The 21,527-nt window shown below is 60.2% G+C and carries 19 protein-coding genes; 9 read left to right on the top strand and 10 right to left on the bottom strand.

The features are described from left to right. Positions 1–18 precede the first annotated feature (18 nt). On the bottom strand, positions 19–951 hold the full coding sequence (locus AABE20_RS12835; RefSeq protein ID WP_165992512.1) for a LysR family transcriptional regulator: 933 nt from the start codon (positions 949–951) through the stop codon (positions 19–21). 118 nt (positions 952–1,069) lie between these two features. Between AABE20_RS12835 and budA the strand changes: the two genes are divergently transcribed. The 9 genes from budA to AABE20_RS12790 all read left to right on the top strand — a co-directional run bounded on the left by budA (position 1,070) and on the right by AABE20_RS12790 (position 12,435). Further along, positions 1,070–1,852 carry an acetolactate decarboxylase gene (budA, locus tag AABE20_RS12830; protein ID WP_338333435.1) on the top strand — a complete coding sequence of 261 codons (783 nt, stop codon included), beginning with the start codon at positions 1,070–1,072 and terminating at the stop codon, positions 1,850–1,852. Between the two features lie 99 nt (positions 1,853–1,951). Next, a complete protein-coding gene (gene alsS / locus AABE20_RS12825) occupies positions 1,952–3,640 on the top strand; it encodes an acetolactate synthase AlsS (RefSeq protein ID WP_338333434.1) in 1,689 nt (562 codons plus the stop codon). Between the two features lie 179 nt (positions 3,641–3,819). Then, positions 3,820–5,313, top strand: coding sequence for an FAD-linked oxidase C-terminal domain-containing protein (locus AABE20_RS12820; RefSeq protein ID WP_338333433.1), 1,494 nt, complete (start codon positions 3,820–3,822; stop codon positions 5,311–5,313). A gap of 21 nt (positions 5,314–5,334) precedes the next feature. Next, positions 5,335–6,543, top strand: a complete 1,209-nt coding sequence (locus AABE20_RS12815; RefSeq protein ID WP_338333432.1) for an FAD-binding protein — start codon at positions 5,335–5,337, stop codon at positions 6,541–6,543. An 11-nt stretch (positions 6,544–6,554) separates the two neighbouring features. Continuing rightward, positions 6,555–7,889 (top strand): glycolate oxidase subunit GlcF, encoded by a 1,335-nt coding sequence (glcF, locus tag AABE20_RS12810; RefSeq protein WP_338333431.1) that lies wholly within the window; start codon positions 6,555–6,557, stop codon positions 7,887–7,889. Positions 7,890–7,972: 83 nt separating this feature from the next. After that, positions 7,973–9,670 carry a thiamine pyrophosphate-binding protein gene (locus AABE20_RS12805; protein ID WP_338333430.1) on the top strand — a complete coding sequence of 566 codons (1,698 nt, stop codon included), beginning with the start codon at positions 7,973–7,975 and terminating at the stop codon, positions 9,668–9,670. A 28-nt stretch (positions 9,671–9,698) separates the two neighbouring features. After that, on the top strand, positions 9,699–10,442 hold the full coding sequence (locus AABE20_RS12800; RefSeq protein ID WP_338333429.1) for a (Fe-S)-binding protein: 744 nt from the start codon (positions 9,699–9,701) through the stop codon (positions 10,440–10,442). Beyond that, complete coding sequence (locus tag AABE20_RS12795) at positions 10,439–11,845, top strand: lactate utilization protein B (RefSeq protein WP_338333428.1); 1,407 nt, start codon at positions 10,439–10,441, stop codon at positions 11,843–11,845. Before AABE20_RS12800 ends, AABE20_RS12795 begins: the two co-directional genes overlap by 4 nt. After that, positions 11,842–12,435, top strand: a complete 594-nt coding sequence (locus AABE20_RS12790; RefSeq protein WP_338333427.1) for a LutC/YkgG family protein — start codon at positions 11,842–11,844, stop codon at positions 12,433–12,435. The genes AABE20_RS12795 and AABE20_RS12790 overlap by 4 nt, the downstream gene beginning before the upstream one ends. A gap of 88 nt (positions 12,436–12,523) precedes the next feature. Here AABE20_RS12790 and murA read toward each other — a convergent pair whose 3' ends face one another. The 9 genes from murA to AABE20_RS12745 all read right to left on the bottom strand — a co-directional run. Then, positions 12,524–13,786, bottom strand: a complete 1,263-nt coding sequence (gene murA / locus AABE20_RS12785; RefSeq protein ID WP_338333426.1) for a UDP-N-acetylglucosamine 1-carboxyvinyltransferase — start codon at positions 13,784–13,786, stop codon at positions 12,524–12,526. 5 nt (positions 13,787–13,791) lie between these two features. Next, positions 13,792–14,346 carry a dCTP deaminase gene (dcd, locus tag AABE20_RS12780; RefSeq protein WP_338333425.1) on the bottom strand — a complete coding sequence of 185 codons (555 nt, stop codon included), beginning with the start codon at positions 14,344–14,346 and terminating at the stop codon, positions 13,792–13,794. Next, positions 14,337–14,558 (bottom strand): hypothetical protein, encoded by a 222-nt coding sequence (locus AABE20_RS12775; protein WP_338333424.1) that lies wholly within the window; start codon positions 14,556–14,558, stop codon positions 14,337–14,339. The genes dcd and AABE20_RS12775 overlap by 10 nt, the downstream gene beginning before the upstream one ends. Before the next feature lie 157 nt (positions 14,559–14,715). Beyond that, complete coding sequence (locus AABE20_RS12770) at positions 14,716–16,479, bottom strand: carbohydrate porin (RefSeq protein WP_408740958.1); 1,764 nt, start codon at positions 16,477–16,479, stop codon at positions 14,716–14,718. A 384-nt stretch (positions 16,480–16,863) separates the two neighbouring features. After that, positions 16,864–17,718 carry a hopanoid biosynthesis-associated protein HpnK gene (gene hpnK, locus AABE20_RS12765; protein ID WP_338333423.1) on the bottom strand — a complete coding sequence of 285 codons (855 nt, stop codon included), beginning with the start codon at positions 17,716–17,718 and terminating at the stop codon, positions 16,864–16,866. A gap of 123 nt (positions 17,719–17,841) precedes the next feature. Then, positions 17,842–19,269 (bottom strand): hopanoid biosynthesis associated radical SAM protein HpnJ, encoded by a 1,428-nt coding sequence (gene hpnJ, locus AABE20_RS12760; RefSeq protein ID WP_338333422.1) that lies wholly within the window; start codon positions 19,267–19,269, stop codon positions 17,842–17,844. A 146-nt stretch (positions 19,270–19,415) separates the two neighbouring features. Next, on the bottom strand, positions 19,416–20,591 hold the full coding sequence (gene hpnI / locus AABE20_RS12755; RefSeq protein WP_338333421.1) for a bacteriohopanetetrol glucosamine biosynthesis glycosyltransferase HpnI: 1,176 nt from the start codon (positions 20,589–20,591) through the stop codon (positions 19,416–19,418). 74 nt (positions 20,592–20,665) lie between these two features. Next, positions 20,666–21,319, bottom strand: a complete 654-nt coding sequence (locus AABE20_RS12750; protein WP_338333420.1) for an ABC transporter substrate-binding protein — start codon at positions 21,317–21,319, stop codon at positions 20,666–20,668. A 2-nt stretch (positions 21,320–21,321) separates the two neighbouring features. After that, positions 21,322–21,527: hypothetical protein (locus AABE20_RS12745; RefSeq protein WP_338333419.1), on the bottom strand; the 206-nt coding region annotated here is incomplete at its 5' end.

Below are 21,527 nucleotides of genomic sequence, written 5' to 3'. Positions count from 1 at the left end.
ACGCCGGGGCGGTGGGGGTTACTCCAGATCAAAAAAGTCCTGCTCTGGCTGGCGGTTTGTCCATTTGCGGCAGGCAGTGCGCAGCACACCGGCAAAGCGGGCAACCAGTGGCATGTTCTGCCCCGCGCGTATGGCCACAGCCAATGTGGCGCGGGGGGCGGGTTCGCTAATGGTATGGAAGGTCACACCCCCTGCATGGATCTGGCTGAGTGAGCGTGGCACAACCGAAACCCCAAGCCCTGCGGCTACCAGCGGAATGGTGCCTGCAATCTGGGGGGCCTGCTGCCCCATGACCGGCGTTACCCCCGCCACCTGATAAGCCGACAGAATGGCATCATGAAAACCCGGCCCCAATTCACGGGGGAAGATAATCAGCGGGTCTTTTGCCACCATGTCCAGACTGATCACGGGCGTGTCCGCCAGTTCGTGCCCACGGGGGAGGGCAATCACCGTGGGTTCGTCCAGCAGGTGGAAGACCGAAAGCCGCACGGGGTCGGGCACGGGCGGGCGCACAATGGCAATGTCCACGCTGGGTTCATGCAAGGCGGTGCAGAGCGAGGGCGTATTGCTCTCTTCCAGAAAAATCGTGACATCAGGGGCCATTTCCCGGAACCGACGGATCGTGAACGGGATAACCGGCAAAAGCGAGACAGCCCCCGCAAGCCCAAGGCGGATATGCCCCATCTCCCCACGGGCCAGACCCTGGGCGGTAGAGAGGAACTGCGCTTGCAATTCTAGAATGGTTTTGGCGCGCGGGAGCAATACCGCGCCTATGTCGGTCAGCTTTACGCCGCGCGTTAAGCGTTCGAACAGCACCACGCCAAGGTTTTTTTCAAGCTGGCGGATCTGCTGGCTAAGGGGGGGCTGCTCCATGCCCAGCGCTTCGGCCGCGCGGGTAATGGAGCCATGTTCGGCCACGGTAACAAAATAGCGCAGGTGTCGGATGTCCATAACCCATACATATCCGATATGGATAACACCGCCAAGATATATTGGAAGACTGCTTCAAGCCGTTATAACATCTGCGTCAGATGATTTGGGCCAGCAGGCGTTTGAAGGAGTGTTACACATGGTAAAGCAGCCGGTAGCGGATATAGACCTACGGTCCGCAGCCTTGGGGAACGGGGTTGTGGGTAAGCCCCCGGTCAACCGCCTTTACCAGACCTCCACCATGGCTGCCCTGCTGGACGCGGTGTACGATGGGGAAACCACACTGGACGAACTGCTCCAGCACGGCAACTTCGGCCTTGGCACCTTTAACTCCCTTGATGGCGAGATGATTGTAACGGACGGCGTTGTGCGCCAGTTCCGTGCGGAAGGGCTGGCAGCAGAAGTGCCCGGCTCCCTTAAAACTCCCTTTGCCTGCGTAACGTATTTTGAACCCGAAAAGAATGTGACGGTCGATACCCCCAAGGACAAGGAAAGTTTTGAGGAACTGGTCGACCACCTGCTGGGCAACCCCAACCTGTTTGGCGCAGTGCGCTTTACCGGCCTGTTCGAGCGGGTGGATACACGCACGGTGTTCTGCCAGTGCCAGCCTTACCCGCATATGCTTGAGGTGGTTAAAAAACAGCCAACCTTCACCATGGAATCGGTCAGCGGGACCATGATCGGCTTCCGCACTCCGGTTTACATGCAGGGTGTGAATGTTGCGGGCTACCACCTGCACTTTTTGTCCGAGGACCATAAGCGCGGCGGGCATGTAACCGAATATAAGATTGTTAAAGGCATGCTGGAAGTGGCCAGTATTGCCGACCTTCAGGTGCAGTTGCCGCGCACAAAGCAGTTCGCGCAAGCCAACCTGAACCCCGAAAGCCTGAGTGAAGCCATTCGCATTGCCGAAGGCGGCTGACACGTTACTGGCCAGACCTCAAGTTTCTGTTTGAACGATACGGGGTTGTTGCGCGTCTTTTCCCCCGCAACCCCGCCTGACCTAAGGGTTTTAACTACAATGACCAAAATGGCGGACACCACTGCACAATGCGGTGCGGAGCTTATTGTCAAAAATCTGGAAGCGCATGGCATTACCCATGTGTTTGGTATTCCCGGCGCCAAGGTGGACCGCCTGTTTGACGCGCTGGTCGATTCCTCGATCGAGACGGTTGTCACCCGGCATGAGCAGAACGCCGCGTTTATTGCTGGTGGACTTGGCCGTATTACCGGCAAGGCCGGGGTGTGCATTGCAACATCTGGCCCTGGTGCCTCCAACTTTATTACCGGGCTTGCCACCGCCAATTCGGAAGGGGACCCCGTTCTGGCCATTGGGGGGGCGGTCAAGCTGGCGGACCGGCTTAAACTGACCCACCAGACCATGGATACGGTCAGCCTGTTCCGCCCTGTTACCAAATACAGCGTGGAACTGACCACCCCCACCGCTATTTCCGAAGTGATGGCCAACGCTTTCCGCTTTGCAGAAAGTGGGCGGCCGGGTGCGGCATTTGTCAGCACGCCCATGGATGTGCTGTCCATGCCTGCCAACGCGCCGGTTCTGGCGGACCGTCTGGCCCCACGTATGGGGGGCGCTCCGGCCGATGTGGTGGCCGAAGCGGCCTCTTTGCTCAAAAACGCCAAACGCCCGGTCATGCTGCTGGGTATGCTGGCCAGCCGCCCGGATGTGGCGGAGGCTGTGCGCGCCTTTGTCAAACAGACCGGCGTGCCGGTTGTGGGCACGTATCAGGCTGCGGGTGCTGTGTCCGAAGAGCTGGTGGACCGCTTTGGCGGGCGTATTGGCCTGTTCCGCAACCAGCACGGGGACCAGTTGCTGCACGAGGCCGATGTGGTGGTGGCTGTGGGCTACAACCCGGTGGAATACGACCCGTGGCTGTGGAACGTGAATGACGCGCGCCAGATTATCAATGTTGATATTGTGGCCGCCGAACTGGACAACGCCTTTGTTCCCGCCCTTGAACTGATTGGCGATATCAGCCTCAGCCTTGCAGGTCTTGGCCACAAAGCGGGTGGGCTTGCCCGTGCGCCAGAACTGGAAGCCGTGCTGGAAGGGTATAAAAAAGCCCGGAGTACGGCCCTGCTCAATGCGCGCAGCAGCAGCAACACCGCCGTCCACCCGCTCCAGATCGTGCGTGAGCTTGAACAGTTTGTAACCCCGGACATGACGTTGTGCCTGGATATGGGCACCTTCCATATCTGGCTCGCACGCTACCTGCTGTCCTTCCGTGCCCGTCAGGTGCTGATCAGCAACGGGCAGCAGACCATGGGTGTGGGCCTGCCATGGGGGATTGCGGCAAGCCTTGTGAACCCATCGCAAAAAGTTGTTTCCATTTCTGGCGATGGCGGGTTCATGATGTCGAGCATGGAGCTGGAGACAGCCGTGCGCCTGAAGTGCAACCTGATCCATATGGTCTGGATCGATCAGGCTTACAATATGGTCGAAATTCAGGAGCAGAAGAAGTATGGCCGTGGCTCAGGCGTGCATTTTGGTCCCATAGATTTTGCAAAATATGCAGAAGCCTGCGGGGCAAAAGGCATTACAGCCACAACGGAGGACGGAGTGCGTCAGGCCCTGCGCACGGCAATGGATGTGGAAGGCCCGGTCGTTATTGCCGTGCCGGTGGACTACTCGCACAACCATCTGCTCATGCAGCCTTTGGCGCAGTTGGGGGAAACCACGGCAGCAGCCTGATAGGGCTGCGCTTGACGCAGAACAGGTTCTATTGCTGTCATCCGCTCCATCCGTTTCATTAGCGCGATAATGTTGTTATAACACCACAACACGGCGCCACTGGCGGACGGAGCAAAGGAGGCAGGTGCTCTGCCTTTTTTCTTCCATGACGCGGCAACGCAGTATGAAAGAGAACAAGAATGCAGATGCCCGAACCCAATCAGGCCATTATCAGCCAGCGTGATGCACTGGCGCATGGCCTGCGCCAGATTGTGGGGAAAGACTGGGTTATTTCCGACGATGCCCAGCGCAGGCCGTACCAGTGCGATGGTATTACCGCCTACATGGCCATGCCGTTGCTGGTGGTGCTGCCCGGCTGTGCGGCCGAGGTGCAGGCTGTTCTGCGTTTTTGTAACGAAAAAGGTGTAAAAATTGTGCCGCGCGGGTCCGGCACGTCGCTCTCTGGTGGCGCCCTGCCGCTGGAGGATGGCGTGCTGCTGGTAACCTCGCGTCTGTGCAATGTTCTGGCAGTGGACGAACACAACCGCGTGGCGCGTGTGCAGCCCGGTGTGCCCAACATTAAAATTACCGAGGCCGTCAGCCACTTGGGCCTGTGCTACATGCCCGACCCGTCCAGCCAGCTCATTTCCACCATTGGTGGCAACGTGGCCGAGAACGCAGGGGGTGTTCACTGCCTTAAATACGGTGTGACCGCCAACCACATTCTGGGCATACAGGCCGTGCTGATGACCGGCGAGATGGTGGAGCTGGGCGGTGCTTACCTGGGTGCCGCCGAAGGCGAGCTGGACCTTATGGGTGTACTCACAGGCTCCGAAGGGCTTTTGGCTGTTGTGACCGAAATTGCCGTGCGGCTGGAACCCGTGCCCGAGGTTGCGCGTGTGATTTCCATGAGCTTCCCTTCGGTGGAGGAGGCATGCGCCTGCGTGGGGGCCATTATTGGCGTGGGGGTTATTCCCGCTGGTCTGGAGTTCATGGACCGCAAGGTGCTTGATGCGGTTTCGGTCCTGATCAAGGAAAAATTCGATGACCGCACGGCAGCCCTCCTGCTGTGCGAACTCGACGGCACAGCGGTCGAGGTGGACGCCCTTGTGGGCGTGGTGAGCGATGTGGCGCGCCAGCAGGGGGCGATCGAGCTGAAGGTCAGCACCACGGAGGAAGAGCGCCAGCGCATATGGAGCAGCCGCAAGCTGGCGTTTTCCGCCATTGGCAAGCTCTGTCCGGACTATTACTGCACGGACGGCACCATCCCGCGCAACAAGCTGCCCGAGGTGCTGAATAAAATGGCGGATATGTCCAAAAAATACGGGCTGGACTACGCAAATTGCTTCCATGCGGGGGATGGTAACCTCCACCCGATCATTATGTACGATGCGGCCAAGCCGGGTGATCTGGAAAAAGCTGAGGAATTTGGGGCCGATGTGCTGATCGCCTGCGTGGATGCAGGCGGCGTGCTCAGTGGCGAACACGGCATTGGCGTTGAAAAACGTGACCTGATGACCCACCAGTTTACCGAAATTGATCTGCAGCAGCAGCAGATGGTCAAATGTGCGTTTGACCCCAAGGACCTGCTTAATCCGGGCAAGATGTTCCCCACCCTGTGCCGCTGCGCGGAGTTCGGGCGGATGCACGTGCACAACGGTAACCTGCGCTTTGCGGACGTTCCGCGTTTTTGATTCTGGTAGGGCATTGCAAGCATGACAGACACACAGACCATTGCATCCATGCGTCCTGCCACCACGCAGGACGTTGCGGATATTCTTATGGACGCGGCCAGTAAGGGCGAACCACTGGTCGTGCGCGGCAACGGCACACGCGCGGGGCTGGGCAACCCGGTTGCAGCGCCGCGCGTGCTGGAACTGGGCGCCCTGGACCAGATTGATTTTTATGACCCCGATGATCTGGTGATCCGCGCAGGTGCAGGGGCTACGCTGGATAATCTGGAGCAGGTTCTGGCGCAAAAGGGGCAGTACCTGCCGTTTGAACCCCCACGCTATGCCGGGCTGTATGGCACCAATGGCGCGCGCAGCACGCTGGGTGGGGCTGTGTCCACCGCGCTATCTGGCCCCCGCCGGATCTTAACCGGGGCCGTGCGGGACTTTGTTCTGGGTGTTGAAGGTGTGAACGGTCAGGGCGATGTGTTCAAGGCCGGTGGCCGCACCATGAAGAACGTGACCGGCTACGACATCAGCAAACTGGTGACCGGGGCCAATGGCACGCTTGCAGCCCTGACCATGCTCACCATCAAGGTGCTCCCCGCGCCACGGGCGGAGGTCACACTGGTCCTGCCCGCCGCCACCTTGGAGGAGGACGTAGCCCTGTTTGCCAGAATGCGCGCGCTCCCCTTGGGTATTGGCGGTCTGGCCCGCCGGGTTAATGCCGCGGGCGCGTGCGAGGTGCTGGTGCGTGTGGAAGGGACTGTGCCCGGTGTTGCTGGCAACCAGCAGGTGCTGAACGGCCTGCTGGCCGCGCGGGGGGGCATGGTCGTGCTGGAGCAGGCGCAAAGCCACGCCCTGTGGGCCGGTGTGCGCGAACTGGACTGCCTGAACGCCAAGCCGGACGAACTGGTCTGGCGCGTTAACCTGCCCGCCACCACCATGCCCACTTTTGTGGAGCAGGCGCGCAAGGCAGGCTGCATCAACCGCTTTTTTGTAGACTGGGCGGGCGGTGTGGTGTTCTCCACCATGCGCGGCGTACAGCCCGAGGTGGATACCCTGCGTTACCGCAAAATGGCGGAAAAGGCAGGCGCGCGCGCCACCATCCTGCGTGCGCCAGATGTGGTGCGCGCGCAGTTTGGCGCGTTCCCCCCCGTGAGCGCTGGTGTGGCGGCCCTGGCCGCGCGCACCCGCACAGCCTTTGACCCGGCGGGTATTCTCAACCCCGGCCGCATGACCGTTCAGGCATAGGAGACGCCCCAATGCTCAGCCATATTCCTCAGGCCGCGCTGGATGCGGACCCGAACGTGCAGTTGGCCAAGGACATTATTGGTAACTGCGTGCATTGCGGCGTGTGCCTTTCCCGCTGCCCCACATACGCCGTAAAGCATGAGGAAAACGACAGCCCGCGTGGCCGTATTTTCCTGATGAAGGATATGTACGAAAAAGGCGGCGTGCCCGATGCCAGAACGGTCGAACATCTGGACCGCTGTCTGACCTGCCTTGCCTGCGAGGCCATTTGCCCATCCGGTGTGGAATATTCCAAACTGATCGCCCACGGGCGCGAATATGTGGAGGAGCATTACAAACGTCCGCTCTTCCAGCGGGCCGTGCGCGAACTGCTGGTTCGCCTTATTCCCAATGCCCGCCTGTTCCGCCTTGCCATTTTTGGCGGGCGCATGGGGCGGCCTTTCCGTGGCCTGTTCTCGGGCACCATGCGCGCCATGCTGGACATGGTGCCAACCACCCCCTTGCCTGCCCCAAGCCCGGTGGACCGGCCACAAACGTTTTTGCCTGCCCCCGAAGGGGGGAAGGCGGTCAAACCGCGCAAACGTGTGGCCCTGCTGAATGGCTGCGTGCAAACCGTGCTGGATACCGCCATTAACGAGGCGACAATCCGCCTGCTCCAGCGCCACGGGGTAGAGGTTGTGGTGGCCGCAGGCTCTGGCTGCTGTGGCGCACCCGCCGAACATATGGGGGACGAGGCACAGGCCCTGCCACTGGTCAAAGCCAATATTGACGCATGGCTGCGCGAGGCCGATGGCCCGGACGGGCTGGACGCCATTGTGATCAACACATCGGGCTGTGGCACGTCCATCAAGGCGTATGGCCACGCGCTCCGGCTGGACCCGGCATGGGCGGACAAGGCCGCGCGCGTGTCCGCCATGGCGCGCGATATTACCGAGTTTTTGGTGGAGATCGGGTTGCAAAAGCCCACCACTCCCATGGGGCTGCGCGTGGTTTACCACTCCGCGTGCTCCATGCAGCATGGCCAGCGGATTGTGAACCAGCCCAAGGACCTGCTGCGCGAGGCAGGCTTTACCGTGCTGGACGTGCCAGAAGGCTACCTGTGTTGCGGCTCGGCAGGCACGTACAACCTGCTCCAGCCCGATATTGCCAATGAGCTAAAGGCGCGCAAGCTCAAGAACATCCGCTCCGTGCAGGCCCAGATTGCCGCCAGTGGCAACATTGGCTGCATGACCCAGTTGGCGGGCGAGGCGGGGTTGCCGTTCGTGCATACGGTGGAACTGCTGGACTGGGCCACGGGTGGGCCAGAACCCGCAGCGATTAAAGGGCAAAAGCTGGCAGCGGAGTAAAGGCGCCCGTGGCCCCCGCATGGGGGTAGGGCGGAATGGTCGGCAACAGGCAGGGCGCGCAACAGCGCAGGGGAGCACAAGGCATGTCAGGCATAACAGGGGTGGATACAGCCGGGAGCCGCTTGCGCCGTGGGGCCGCCGTACTGCTGGAGGTGCTGCGGAGCGAGGGGGTCGATTACATTTTTGGCAACCCCGGCACCACCGAACTCCCGCTCATAGATGCGCTGCTGGAAGTGCCGGATGTGCATTACGTGCTGGGCCTGCAGGAGGCCAGCGTGGTGGCTATGGCCGATGGCTACGCGCAGGCAGCGCGCAGGCCGGGGTTCCTTAACCTGCACACAGCGGGCGGGCTGGGGCATGGGCTGGGCAATTTGCTCAACGCCAGTGTGTCCCAAACCCCGCTGGTGGTGACCGCAGGGCAGCAGGATTCGCGCCACACCATTTCCGACCCGCTCTTGTTTGGTGATCTGGTGCAGATTGCCCGCCCGGCGGTCAAATGGGCGCAGGAAGTGGCCCATGCGGACCAGTTGCCCGTGCTGCTGCGCCGCGCTTTTCACGATTCCACGGCAGCCCCCAGCGGGCCGGTGTTCCTCTCGCTGCCTATGGATGTCATGGAGGAGTTGAGTGCGGTGGACATTGGTGCGCCATCGCACATTAACCGGCAGGCGGTGGCCGGTGGCCTGCCCGAGCTGGCCCGCGCACTGGCGGGCATTGCACCGGGGCGGCTGGCCATTATTGCGGGGGACGAGGTGTACGGCTCCGATGCCGCAGCCGAGGTTGCCGCTGTGGCCGAATGCCTTGGTGCGCCGGTTTATGGGTCGTCCTGGCCATCGCGTATTCCGTTTGCCACGGCTCATCCTTTGTGGTGTGGCAACCTGCCCACGCAGGCAACCGCCATTGCACAGACACTGGGCGCGTATGACGCCATTTTTGCACTGGGTGGCAAGTCGCTCATTACCATTTTGTACACCGAAGGCCCGGCCCTGCCGCCAAGCTGCAAGGTGTATCAGATGTCGTCCGATGTGCGTGACCTTGGGCGCACGTTCTGGACCCCGCTCTCCGTTGTGGGGGATGTCCGGGCCTCGCTACAGGCTTTGCTGCCTGAATTGCGTGCGGTTACGCAAACCCATGCACAGGCGTACCGCGCGGCGGGCGAGCAGGTTGCCGCACAGCGCCAGCGCCACAAGGCGCAGGCCAGAGCCGATGTGCTGACCCATAGTAGCGACGTGGTGATCCACCCAAGTGTGGCCGCATGGGAGGTGGTGCGCGCCATTGGGCCAGATATTGCCATTGTGGACGAGGCCATAGCCACATCTTCCGATGTGCGTCTGTTTTTGGAAAGTGCGTGGTCCGCGCAGTATTCCTTCCTGCGTGGGGGGGCACTGGGGTGGGGCATGCCCGCAGCCGTTGGGGCGTCCCTCGGCCTTGGGCGCGCGCGCGTGGTCTCCCTTGTGGGGGATGGGGCGGCTCTGTATTCGCCACAGGCGTTGTGGACCGCGGCACATGAAAAGCTGCCTGTTACTTTTGTGGTCATGAATAATCAGGAGTACAATGTGCTCAAGAATTTCATGCGGCAGCAAAAAGATTATATTTCCGCGCGGGAGGGCACATATCCGGCCATGGATATTGTGAACCCGAGCATAGACTATCAGGCGCTCGCCCGTTCCATGGGTGTGCCTTCCACCAGACTGACGCGGGCAGCCGATATTGCCCCGGCACTGGAGGCGGCCTTGGCAACTGATGGCCCATCTTTAGTGGAAATTGTGATTGCAGCGAGCTGAGGAGGCTCGTGCTTTACCGGGGGTGCGTATGAAAATCGGGTTGTTTATTCCCTGTTATATAGACGCGTTTTATCCAAACGCGGGGATTGCCACACTGGAACTGCTGGAAAAGCTGGGTCAGGACGTGGAATACCCAATGAACCAGACCTGCTGTGGCCAGCCCATGGCCAATTCGGGCTGCAACAAGGACGCGGCGGCGGCTGAGGCACTGTTTGTTAAAAACTTTGCCAAATACGACGCGATTGTCATGCCATCAGGCAGTTGCACACACCATGTGCGCGACAATTTTGATGCCATCGACCAGACGGATGAAGTGCGCCATGTGCGTGAAAACACGTTTGAACTGGTCGAATTTTTGCATGATGTGCTCAAGGTGGAAGACTTCCCCTGGGCCGAGTTCCCGCACAAGGTGGGGCTGCACAATAGTTGCGGCACCCTGCGTGCGTTGCGCACGGCCAGCATGTCCGAACTGGGCGAGCCGTTTTTTTCCAAACCTATGGACCTGTTGAACAAGGTTCGCGGCATTTCCTTCGCCACGCCCAAAAGGCCGGATGAGTGTTGCGGTTTTGGCGGCACCTTCTCGGTTACGGAGGAGGCTGTTTCGGCCAAAATGGGCACGGACAAGGTGCGTGACCACCATCAGGCCGGGGCGGAATACATTGTTTCGGCCGATACGTCATGCATGATGCATCAGCAAGGGTGCGCGGAGCGGGCCGGTGTGCCTATCCGCTTCATTCATATTGCTGAAATTCTGAATGGAGCGCGGGAATGAAAGTCAAACCTGTCAACCACGCCAAGGCGGCCGAAGAGTTTATTGAAGATACCGCCCACATGGACTTCCATGATGAGCGGCTGTGGGACCTGCGGCAAAAGCGCGATGAGCAGATGCACATTCTGCCTGAATGGCAGGAACTGCGCGCGCGCGCATCCGCCATTAAGGAACACACGCTGGCCAACCTGCCCGAATATCTGGAGCAGTTTGAGGCCAACGCCAAAAAGAACGGTATTCACGTCCATTGGGCAGCCGATGGGGCCGAACATAACCGCATAGTTGGCGAAATTCTGGAAAAGCACGGCGCCAGATCGCTCATCAAGAGCAAGTCCATGGTGACCGAAGAATGCTGCATGCGCGAGTATCTGGAACCACGCGGCGTTGTGGTGACGGAAACTGACCTTGGCGAGCGTATCCAGCAGCTGGACAACCAGATGCCCAGCCACATTGTGGTGCCAGCCGTGCATAAGCTGATCCCCGATGTGGCCAAGATTTTTGCCGAGCACTACCACACGGACCCCAACGACAAGAGCGCGCAGTCCCTTGCATGGCAGCAGCGTCTGGCGGCCCGCCCGGTCATTCTGTCCGCCGATGCGGGTATGACCGGCGGCAACTTTGTGGTGGCCGAAACCGGGTCCTTTGTGGTCTGCACCAACGAGGGCAATGCCGACCTGAGCGCTACCGTGCCGGGGCTGCACATTGCCACAATCGGGATTGAACGGCTGGTGCCGCGCATGGCGGATATGGGGGTGTTTATCCGCATGCTCTCCCGCTCGGCCCTTGGCTCGCCCATTACGCAGTACACAACGCATTTCCGTGGCCCGCAGAAGGGGAGCGAAATGCATGTGGTGCTGGTCGATAACGGGCGGTCGCACCGGCTGGGCATGGAGGACTTCTGGACCTCGCTCAAATGTATTCGCTGTGGCGCGTGCATGAATACCTGCCCGGTGTATCGTCGTTCGGGTGGTTTGTCCTATGGTGCGGTGTATTCCGGCCCCATTGGCGCAATTATTGACCCCACTTTTAACGAGCGCAAATACAGCACATTGCCCTTTGCCTCGACCATGAACGGGAGTTGCACCAATGTGTGCCCGGTCAAAATTAACATTCATGAGCAGCTTTACAAATGGCGCAGGGTGCTGGCCGAACACCATGAACTGCCGTTTGTAAAGCGTGAGGTCATGCACATGGCGGGCAAGCTTATGGGCCAGCCCACCCTGTACCGCGCGGCCATTAACAGCACCGAGGTCGCGTTGAGCACCATGCCGCGCTTTGTGCTGTATAACTGGCTTAACCCGTGGGGCAAGCACCGCGAACTGCCGCACCCGGTCAAGCAGACCTTCCATAGCTGGTACAAGCAGAACCGCCTGAAAACCAAAAAGAAGGAAGGGGAAAGCGCATGAGCACATCGCGCGACGCCATTCTGACCCGCCTGCGGGACAACCGGCCAGACCCCAAGGCCCACCCGCTCCCCCCCGTGGCACGGTTGGGAGATATGGATAACGGGCAGGCCCGGTTTGAAAACAGCCTTCAGATTCTGGGCGGGCAGGTGCTGGAACGCCAGGAAGGGGACACACTGGCCACGGCCATTGCCCGCCGCTTCCCTGATTCCAAAATTATCTGCTCCGCTGTGCCCGATTTTGACGGCACAATCCGGATTGAGGAACTGGGCACCCCCCAGCAGGCCGCATCGGTGGATGTGCTGGTGGTGCGTTCCCCCTTTGGCATTGCGGAAATGGGGTCCATTTACCTGAGCGAAGCCCAGTTGAAGGACCTGAACTCCGCCGCCCATCTGACGCAGCATATTGTGGTTATTCTGTCGGCCAAAAACCTGACTGCCAACATGCATACCGCCTACATGGACCGCCCGGAGTTCCACACCGCCAATTACGGTGTGCTCATGAGCGGGCCGTCTGCTACGGCGGATATTCAGGGTGTGCTCATTCGTGGTGCGCAGGGTGTGCGTACACTGAGCATCTGGTGGGAAGACTGAGCTTAACACCCGTTGCCCCAAGCGGCAGGTATAAAAAAAGCCGGAGCAGTTTGCGCTGCTCCGGCTTTTTTGTGGTCTGTGGCCGGGGTTAGTCCCGCACGCGTTCGATCAGCGCGCCACATTTGGCCAGTTTGCGCTCCACAGCCTCATACCCCCGGTCAAGGTGGTACACGCGGCTCAGAATGGTCTCCCCATGGGCGGCAAGCCCTGCCAGAATGAGCGAGAACGAGGCCCGCAGGTCGGTTGCCATAACCGGTGCGCCAGACAGGCTGTGCACGCCACGGATAATGGCGGAAGACCCGTGTACGTTAATGCGCGCGCCCATACGGTTGAGTTCGGGCACATGCATGAACCGGTTTTCAAAAATGGTTTCGGTAATCATGGACGCGCCCTCGGCCACCGAGAGCAGGGCCATGAACTGGGCCTGCATATCGGTCGGGAAACCGGGGTAAGGCTCGGTCATAATGTCTATCCCGCGCAAAGCACCGGTGCGGCGCACACGCATGGTGTCGCCATCCTGCGTAACCTCGGTTCCACATTCCTCCAGCGCGCGCACAACAGCACCAAGGTGGTCCATCTGCCCGCCAACCAGCCGCAGGTCCCCCCCGGTAATGGCGGCGGCACAGGCGTAGGTGCCGCATTCAATCCGGTCGGGCATAATGCGGTGTTCGGCACCGTGCAGAGCCTCCACACCATCAATCAAAATGGCGGAACTGCCTGCCCCTGTAATGCGTGCGCCCATGGCGTTCAGGCAGTTGGCCAGATCCACCATTTCCGGCTCACGCGCGGCGTTGATAATCTCGGTTTTACCCTGAGCCAGCGTTGCCGCCATCATCAGGTTTTCGGTCGCCCCTACGGAGGCGAAGGGCAGAATAATGCGCTCCCCCACAAGGCCCTTGGGGGCGCGGGCGTTAATGTAGCCGTTTTCGAGCGTAATTTCCGCCCCCAGTGTTTCCAGCCCCTTCAGGTGCAGGTCCACCGGGCGGGTGCCAATGGCGCACCCACCGGGGAGGGACACGCGCGCCTCCCGGCAGCGGGCCAGTAGGGGGCCAAGCACCAGAATGGACGCCCGCATTTTGGAAACAATGTCATACGGGGCTTCGGTATTGGTAATTTCCCCCCCGACAGACAGGGTGGAGCCATCGCCCGCCACATCGCGCACATCCAGTCCATGCTGCTCCAGCAGGGCGCGCATGGTGGCAATATCGGCAATATGGGGCACGTTGGACAGCACAAGCCGCTCGGAGGTCAAAAGCCCTGCCACCAGCAGCTTCAGCCCTGCGTTTTTGGCCCCGCCAATGGTAATTTCTCCATGCAGGGGGCGACCGCCGCGAATGACAAAATGGTCCATGGTCTTTACATCCGGGGCGTGGCAACGCCACGCTGGCCCATATATTTGCCCGCGCGGTCGGCGTAGCTGACCTCGCACGGGGAATCACCTTTGAAGAACAGGAACTGGCAAATGCCCTCGTTCGCGTAAATGCGTGCGGGCAGAGGCGTTGTGTTGCTGATCTCAATAGTGACCTGCCCTTCCCATTCGGGTTCAAGCGGGGTCACGTTTACAATAATGCCGCACCGCGCGTAGGTGGACTTGCCAAGGCAGACCACCAGTACATCGCGCGGGATACGGAAGTATTCAATGGTATGGGCCAGCACAAAGCTGTTGGGCGGAATAATGCATTCATCCGCCTTGCGGGACACAAAGCCTTCGGGGCTGAAGTTCTTGGGGTCCACAATGGCGTTGTTCACATCCGTAAAAATACGGAAATCGTCCGCCACGCGGGCGTCATACCCGTAGGAGGAAAGACCGTAGGAAATAACGCCTTCGCGCTTCTGGTTTTCCACAAACGGTTCGATCATGCCGTGATCGTTCGCCATCTGGCGGATCCATGTATCGCGCATCACGGGCATGTCTTGCTCTCTCCATTGCCGGGGGGCTGTGTGGGGGCGCAGGGCTGATCCTGCGCCGTATTATCCTGTCTGGTCCGGGCCTGATCCTTGCGGCGGCGCAGGTTGGCGCGCAGGGCCGCGGCCTGGCGGGCAAGCCGTTCGGCGCGGGCCGCTTCCGCTCTGGCGGAAAGGGTCTGTCCGGGGGATTGGGTGGTGTTGGGCGTATCAGTCATGCCAGATGCAGCAAGGCCAGTCGCGTGCAGGTTGAACGTTCGCCTTGCTGACTAGCAGAGGTGCCGCCCCATGCCTAGAGCCTGCCACAGCGGCAGGGGGCATTCGGGCTGTTTTATATGCCCTGCCGGTCCTGTGCCGGACCGGCAGGGGGGAGGCTTACAGGTTGGCTACAATTTTCAGGCCGATCAGAGCCGCATTGGGGATTTTGTGTGTTTCCCCCGGATGGATCAGGTACTGGAACTCGGGCTGGACCAGCACGCCATGTGTTGCGTCAATGCCGTAATAGGCTTCGATCAGCTCGGAATCGTTCTGGATCCCGCGGATGGTTGACCCCAGCGAGTACCCGTTATCCACGGCCAGAATTTCGCTCTCACGCCGTCTGCGGCTGACTTTGTACCACGAATACAGCACACCAAACCGGTCGGTCAGGCGGGTGGGGATCAGCCCCACAAAGGAGAACCCGCCGTAAGCCTGATCCGATATGTTGACCACACGCGGTGTGGCATGCACGTAGCCCGCCATCAGGTAGCCACCGGCCATCTGGTTACGCCCGCCAAGGCGGTAGACCATCTGGTCGGTCTCCAGCCACATGGCGTCGGACGGCGCCGAGCGCGTGCCGGGCATGGTGTTTGCAATCCGTCTGGGCAGGACCGATCCGATCTTGTCCGCATAACGGGTTGTGTCGTGCTCATACCCAATAACGTAGTGGCCGGGCAGGCGGTTGCGGGTCAGGAACGGCGCCCATGTGAACTCGATCGGCACGGACAGGCCCGTTGCATCTTCCGACCCCCACGCCCAGCCGGAGGGATTCTCGCTCAGGGTGCTCACGGAGTAAGCGCCCACCTGTATGGCCGTATCCCGCGTGGGGCGGAACCGCGCACGCGCGCCCCATGTGGCCTTTGGGTAAACGCTCATGCCCGGTAGCTGTTTGATCGCCACAGGCGCGGAGCATGTGACCATGAAGGAGCACAGCAGCGGAGACGTAGCAAACACATGGGTGAGCGACATACGGCCAAAAATGATGTCCAACTTGTTGTTGAGCATCTTTTTCTCGGCGTACATATCCACCAGATGGGCCGCCACGTTGCCCGAGAGCGTGTACACTTCCTGCAAGGCTACGTAGTATTCGCCCGCGCGCACGTTCTGCGCGGCACGGCCTGCGCGTTCCATAACCAGCCCATGCACCGACCAGCCGTTGAGTGCGGCGTTCATACGCCCCAGATCAAACGTGGTTTGCAGGGTCAGTTCATGCACGTAGCTGATGCCCTTCTGGTTGGGCAGCCCACCTGCGGCCAGCCCCATGGCCTCGCCCTTGTAGGAGAACGAGAACGAAAACCCTTTGTCACGCAGCCGGTCACGGAAAGGCATGAGCTGCGGAATAAGGTGCCCCGTGCCTGCGGTGGGCACGTAGTACGGGTCTGGCAGGTCAAAGTCGCGCTGGGCGTCCCAGCTTGCGGGCAGCAGGGCGGAGGGGCCTTCGCTATTGGTCAGGGAGTCCAGTTCGATCTGGTGCAGGGAGTGCGGGGTTTCCGATGGCATGATCGGCATCACACTCAGCGGCGCCAGACCGGGGGAGGGCAGAATGGGCACCCCGCTGGGCGGGATGGGCGTGTTGGGCGGGCGGCGGATTGCATTCAGGTCCGGGCCAATGGCCTCCGCATCCAGCGGGCGCAGGGACTGCGTGGGCAGGGCATGGACCTTGCTGCCGGGGTTGATGATCGCGTCCGAAATGGGGGCCACACTCGGCTGGGCCGTAAGGGCGGAGGCATGGGTGGTCTGGGCCTGCGCCATGCCCGCGCCAAAGGGCGCGTGCCAGACGGAGGCCAGCGCAATGGCAGCCGCGGCTGTTGTGCGGGGGTGGAGGGTACAGGACGCGCGCTCGGGCGTGCCGGGGCGCTGGGGGCGGTGTATTTTTGGCATTGTTATTCCGCTTCCTCTCGCTCTTGCTGGAGGGAGTTCTCTTATGCGTGCAATGTTTTTTTTAAGGAGCGTACCCCTGAACCTGTTGTTCAGACCGCCAGAGCGACCTTGAAAACAGGCAGGGTATAAAGGGTGCGCCCAAATGCCCGTGGCAGGGCGGCATAAGAGCGGAGGCGGGTATTTTGCCAGGCAGGATGTGCGACCATGAGACAGACCGTTATTGTTTTTGCTGTTGTCGGTTTGTCATCTGGAGCATGAAGGGAAATGCCCGGTCAAGGGTGGTTTTGAAATATTATTACCAAAAACTATTAAAATTAGGCATTTTAGAAAAAATCAGACGCAAATTTTTGTTATAACGATAAATTTGCAACATGCGCGCAGCAGCTATGCGCCCCGTGCGATGTCCTGCCAGCCACAAAGCTGCGCGCCTGCATGTTCCAACCCCTTGCGAAAGCCCGGCGAGCAGAGCGCATGGAACTCCGCCTCGTGCTCATAGCCGGGCATCAGGTCTTCAAGCATGGCGTTCTTGTGCGTGGCAGGGTGGAAATAGATTTCAGACACGCCATCAGGCAAATGGGCCGCCAGAGCCGCCATGCGCTCGGTGGTCATGTGCCCGCTCCATGCCAGCCCAAAGCACCAGTCGTTTGTGGCCATGCCCGCAGCATGGGCCTGATGGCGCAGCAGGGCGGTCCAGCGGCGTAGGGCGGCATCGCCCAGCGTGTCGGTGTAGGTGCCTGCGGCATAGAGGGGTTTGGGGGGTTCGAGCGGCACACGTACCGCATTAAGGCCATAACCCTTGCCAATCCCGATCATCAGCTTACCCACGGTGGGGTGCAGGTGCATGTGCTTGTGGGCATTGGCGTGGTCCAACGCCAGCCCTGTACGGCTGAATGCCTCAAACTGGGCGGTAATTTCCGCTTCCAGTTCGCGCCGTCCTTCGGGGCGGAAAAAATAGTCCACTCCAAGCCCAAGCTGGGAGGATGAGAACCAGCCATTATCACGCGTAATCAGCGGCAGGCGGGCATGGGGTAGAACCGATGGTCCTTCAATAACCACCAGGTGAAGGCCAACATTCAGGGAGGGCAGGCGCCTGGCCCGTTCCACTGCATCCTGTGCGGCGGGGCCAGAGACCATAAGGCTGGCGGTTGAGAGCACACCGTTGATGTGGGCCTGTTCAATGGCCTCGTTCACTTCAACCGACATGCCGAAATCATCGGCGGAAATAATGGCGCGTTTCATGGTTCTGGCAGCCCTTTTAAACCTTATGCCTGTGTCTAACACCGGCGGGTGTGGGCTGTCATGGCTGTTCTGGGTGGGGGACTTATGCGCCATCCCCCACCCAGCGCCGTAAGTTACGCCAGATCAGGCGGCCTTGCGGCCTTTAAGGAACTGGAAGAACTCCACACCTTCGCGCAGGCGGCGCTTCATCATCTGGGGCGAACGTATCATTTCCCCAAGGATGGCAGCAATTTTGGGGGCGCGGAAGTAGAACTTTTTGTAGAATTCTTCCACGCCATTGAAAATTTCGGTGTGCGACAGGTGGGGGTAGTGCAGCGGTGCAATCTGCACGCCGTTATCGTCCAGCAGTTCGGCGTTGCTTTCGTCCAGCCAGCCGTTTTCCGTGGCTTCCTTGAACAGGGCCGTGCCGGGGTAGGGAGCAGCAAGGGAAACCTGCAGGGTGTGCGGGTTGATTTCCTTGGCGAAGCGAATGGTTTCCTGAATGGTTTCCTTCGTTTCGCCCGGCAGACCCAGAATGAAGGTGCCGTGGATTTTGATTCCCAGTTCGTGGCAGTTCTTGGTGAACTCACGCGCCACTTCAACGCGCATGCCTTTTTTGATGTTGTGCAGGATCTGCTGGTTGCCACTTTCGTAACCGACCAGCAGCAGGCGCAGGCCGTTGTCGCGCAGGACTTTCAGCGTGTCATAGGGCACGTTGGCTTTGGCGTTGCACGACCACGTAACACCCAGCTTGCCCAGTTCGCGGGCAATGGCTTCGGCGCGGGGCAGGTCATCGGTAAAGGTGTCGTCGTCAAAGAAGAATTCTTTGACCTGCGGGAAGTACTGCATGGCCAGACGGATTTCGGCCGCCACGTGCTGCGGGCTGCGGGTGCGGTAGCGGTGGCCACCCACGGTCTGCGGCCACAGGCAGAACGTGCAGCGCGATTTGCAGCCACGACCCGTGTAGATGGAAAGGTACGGGTGCATGAGGTAGCCGATGAAGTAATCTTCAATCTTCAGGTCACGCTTGTACACTTCGGTCACGAACGGCAGGGCGTCCATGTCTTCAATCATGGCGCGGTCGCGGTTGGTAATGATCTCACCATCCTCGTTGCGCCACGTAATGCCGTCTACGTCCTTGAGGGGCATGCCATCGGCAATGTCCTTGATCGTGTAATCAAATTCATTGCGGGCAACAAAGTCGATGGGCGCACCCTTGAGCAGGCTTTCCTCTGGCTGCACGGCAACCTTGGCGCCAACCATGCCAATTTTCAGGTTGGGGTTCACGTCCTTGAGCATCTGGGCCACCTGCACGTCCTTGGCAAAGGACGGGGTGGAGGTGTGCAGGATAACCAGATCGCGGTTCTTCACGTCTTCCAGAATGGGTTCCATGCCCATGTTGGCGGGGGGCGCGTCAATCAGGCGGCTGCCCGGAACCAGAGCGGCAGGTTGGGCCAGCCATGTCGGATACCAGAAAGATTTGATTTCACGGCGGGCCTGATAGCGCGAGCCTGCGCCGCCATCAAAACCATCAAAAGTTGGCGGCTGGAGGAAAAGGGTTCTCATCGTCATCGGTTTCTATCCTGACAAGGGCGTAGAACGGTGGGGTCCAACGGTAAGCTCCGGCATAAATGCTGGTTCAAGGACGTCCGTGTCTGCATTTGGTTTAGGCAATTACTCTGGCGCACATGAAGAAGGCAAGCCTTTGCATGCGTTCATTATGGTCCGGGGGAGAGACTACGCACGGGCGCAGGCGTTGTTGTTGGGTGGGGGGCAATGTGCATGGTCTGCCCCCGCCAATGGACCTCTGTACCGCTTGCACTCCCCACCATAATGGCGGCAGACAGCCAGTCACGCAGTGGTAACAGCAAAAGTGGCCACAGCGCGCGCGCGCCCACGGCGCGGTCAATCAGCAGCGAAGTTAGGCCACGCATGGCCCATATGCCCCAGAAGAATGGCAAACTCCATGCCGCGTGTGGCTGAAAAAGCACAACCAGTGTGGCCCAGAACAGGGGCAACTGGATGGAAGAGGCCGCATAGCCCGCCGGAGCCAGTGTGCAGACCGTGCGGCCCCAGCGCAGTTCATGGCGGAGCAGCTCGCCAAAGCTGGATTCGGCAATGGTGGTCCATGTCATGCATTCGGCAATGGCAATATCCATGCCAGCCTGGCGCACAAGCCTGCCCAGCAGGGCATCATCCGCAACATGGGGTAGAAGGGCTTCCAGCCCGCCTACCTCATCCAGCGTTTGGCGGCGCAGGGCCATGGTGGCCCCCAGACAGTCCTGCCGGCCAAGATAGCGCGAGAGCATGACGCCGGGCAGAAAATTATGGTTGATCTGGCAGGCTGCGAGCATCTGCACCACGGAACCACTGGCGGGCAGGCCCGCGTACAGGGTGGTGACCAGCCCGGTATTGGGCTGGTGCAGGGCCGATACAATGTGTTGCAGGTAGTCTGGGCGCACATGAATGTCGGAATCGGAAATAACCAGAATATCGTGCCGCGCCTTGGGCAGAATATTCATCAGGTTACTGATCTTGCGGTTCAGCCCATGCAGGGCGGGGTCCACCACAAGGTCCATATCCAGTTGGGGGTGGCGTTCTTGCAGGCGGCGGACAATGGCAATGGCCGGGTCATCCGCATCGCGCACACCAAACAGGATCTGCATCTGGGGGTAGTCCTGCGTACAAAAGCTCTCCAGAGCTTCTTCCAGCAGGGGTTCAGAACCGTACAGGGGTTTGAGCACGGTCACAGGGGGGGGGCTGCCCAGCACAACAGGCTGCCGCTCGTTGCGGCGGAAGCGTGCAAGCAGCCCAGCCCCCAAAGAGGACTGGAGACAGCCAGTAACAGAAAGAAGCGCGCTGGCAGCAGCCAGAAGAGGAAAGACCGCTACCATGCCCCGACCATTATGCGCCCCGTAATGGGGGGTTGTGTCTGTTTGCGTTGCCGCACGCGCCTGATCCTGTTCCCTTAGTCTTTAGCGGAGGCCTGAGCCTTGCGCTCAAGAACACTGATAAGGCCCGAAACGCCACCCGAGGTCAGTGTGGAGCTAAAGTCCGAACGCTGTGCGGCCGCCTGGCTGATGCGGGCATCGCTAAGCAGCACGTCCACAATTTTCCATGACCCGCCAGCATTGTTCATAATGTAGCTGATTTCGGTCGGGGTTGAGCCATCGCTGGCGCCAAGGTCGGTCACCACAAGCTTGTTGCCGCCAACGGGGGTGTCGGTCACGGTGGGCTGGATGGTGAACTTGACATCCGCGCCGGGCTTGAAGTTGCTCACATAGCGCGAGACCGTATAGTCCTTGAATGCGGCAAGCAGTTTCTGCTTTTCGTCAGCATTCAGATTATTGTAGCGCAGGCCAATGGAGGCCTTGAGCACCGCTTCCAGATTATAGGACTGGTCAACGGCTGCGGCCACAATCTGGCTGCGTTCGGCAAAGCTGCCGTGGGACTGCACGATCTGGTCCAGAGCCTTATACAGCGTCTGAACGGGTGCGATAACGGCGTTGGACGAAGCGGACTGGGCAAACGCAGCCGGGGCGGACATGCCAGCCCCAACTACGGGAAGGAGCGCCATGCTCATGCCAAGCACGAGACCTGCGCGGAAAGAAATACGTTTCATGCTTACGATTTTGTCCCGGTTGCACGGTTTGACAAGGTTGCTTCGAGCATGTCTCCGATGCCCGTAGCGCTCACACCCAAGGCGTTAAGAGCGGTTGCGACGATGTGTGGGGCGGACAGCCCTGCCTCGTCATACTGCGCGTCCTGCGTGTTGTGGTCGATAAAGCGGTCGGGCAGGGTCATGGGGCGGAAGCGCACCCGGTCCAGCA

The sequence above is a fragment of the Acetobacter zythi genome, assembly GCF_963921165.1.
Lineage (GTDB): Bacteria > Pseudomonadota > Alphaproteobacteria > Acetobacterales > Acetobacteraceae > Acetobacter.
Note: the sequence above shows the minus strand (reverse complement) of the source record. Positions and strands in the feature narration are given on the sequence as shown.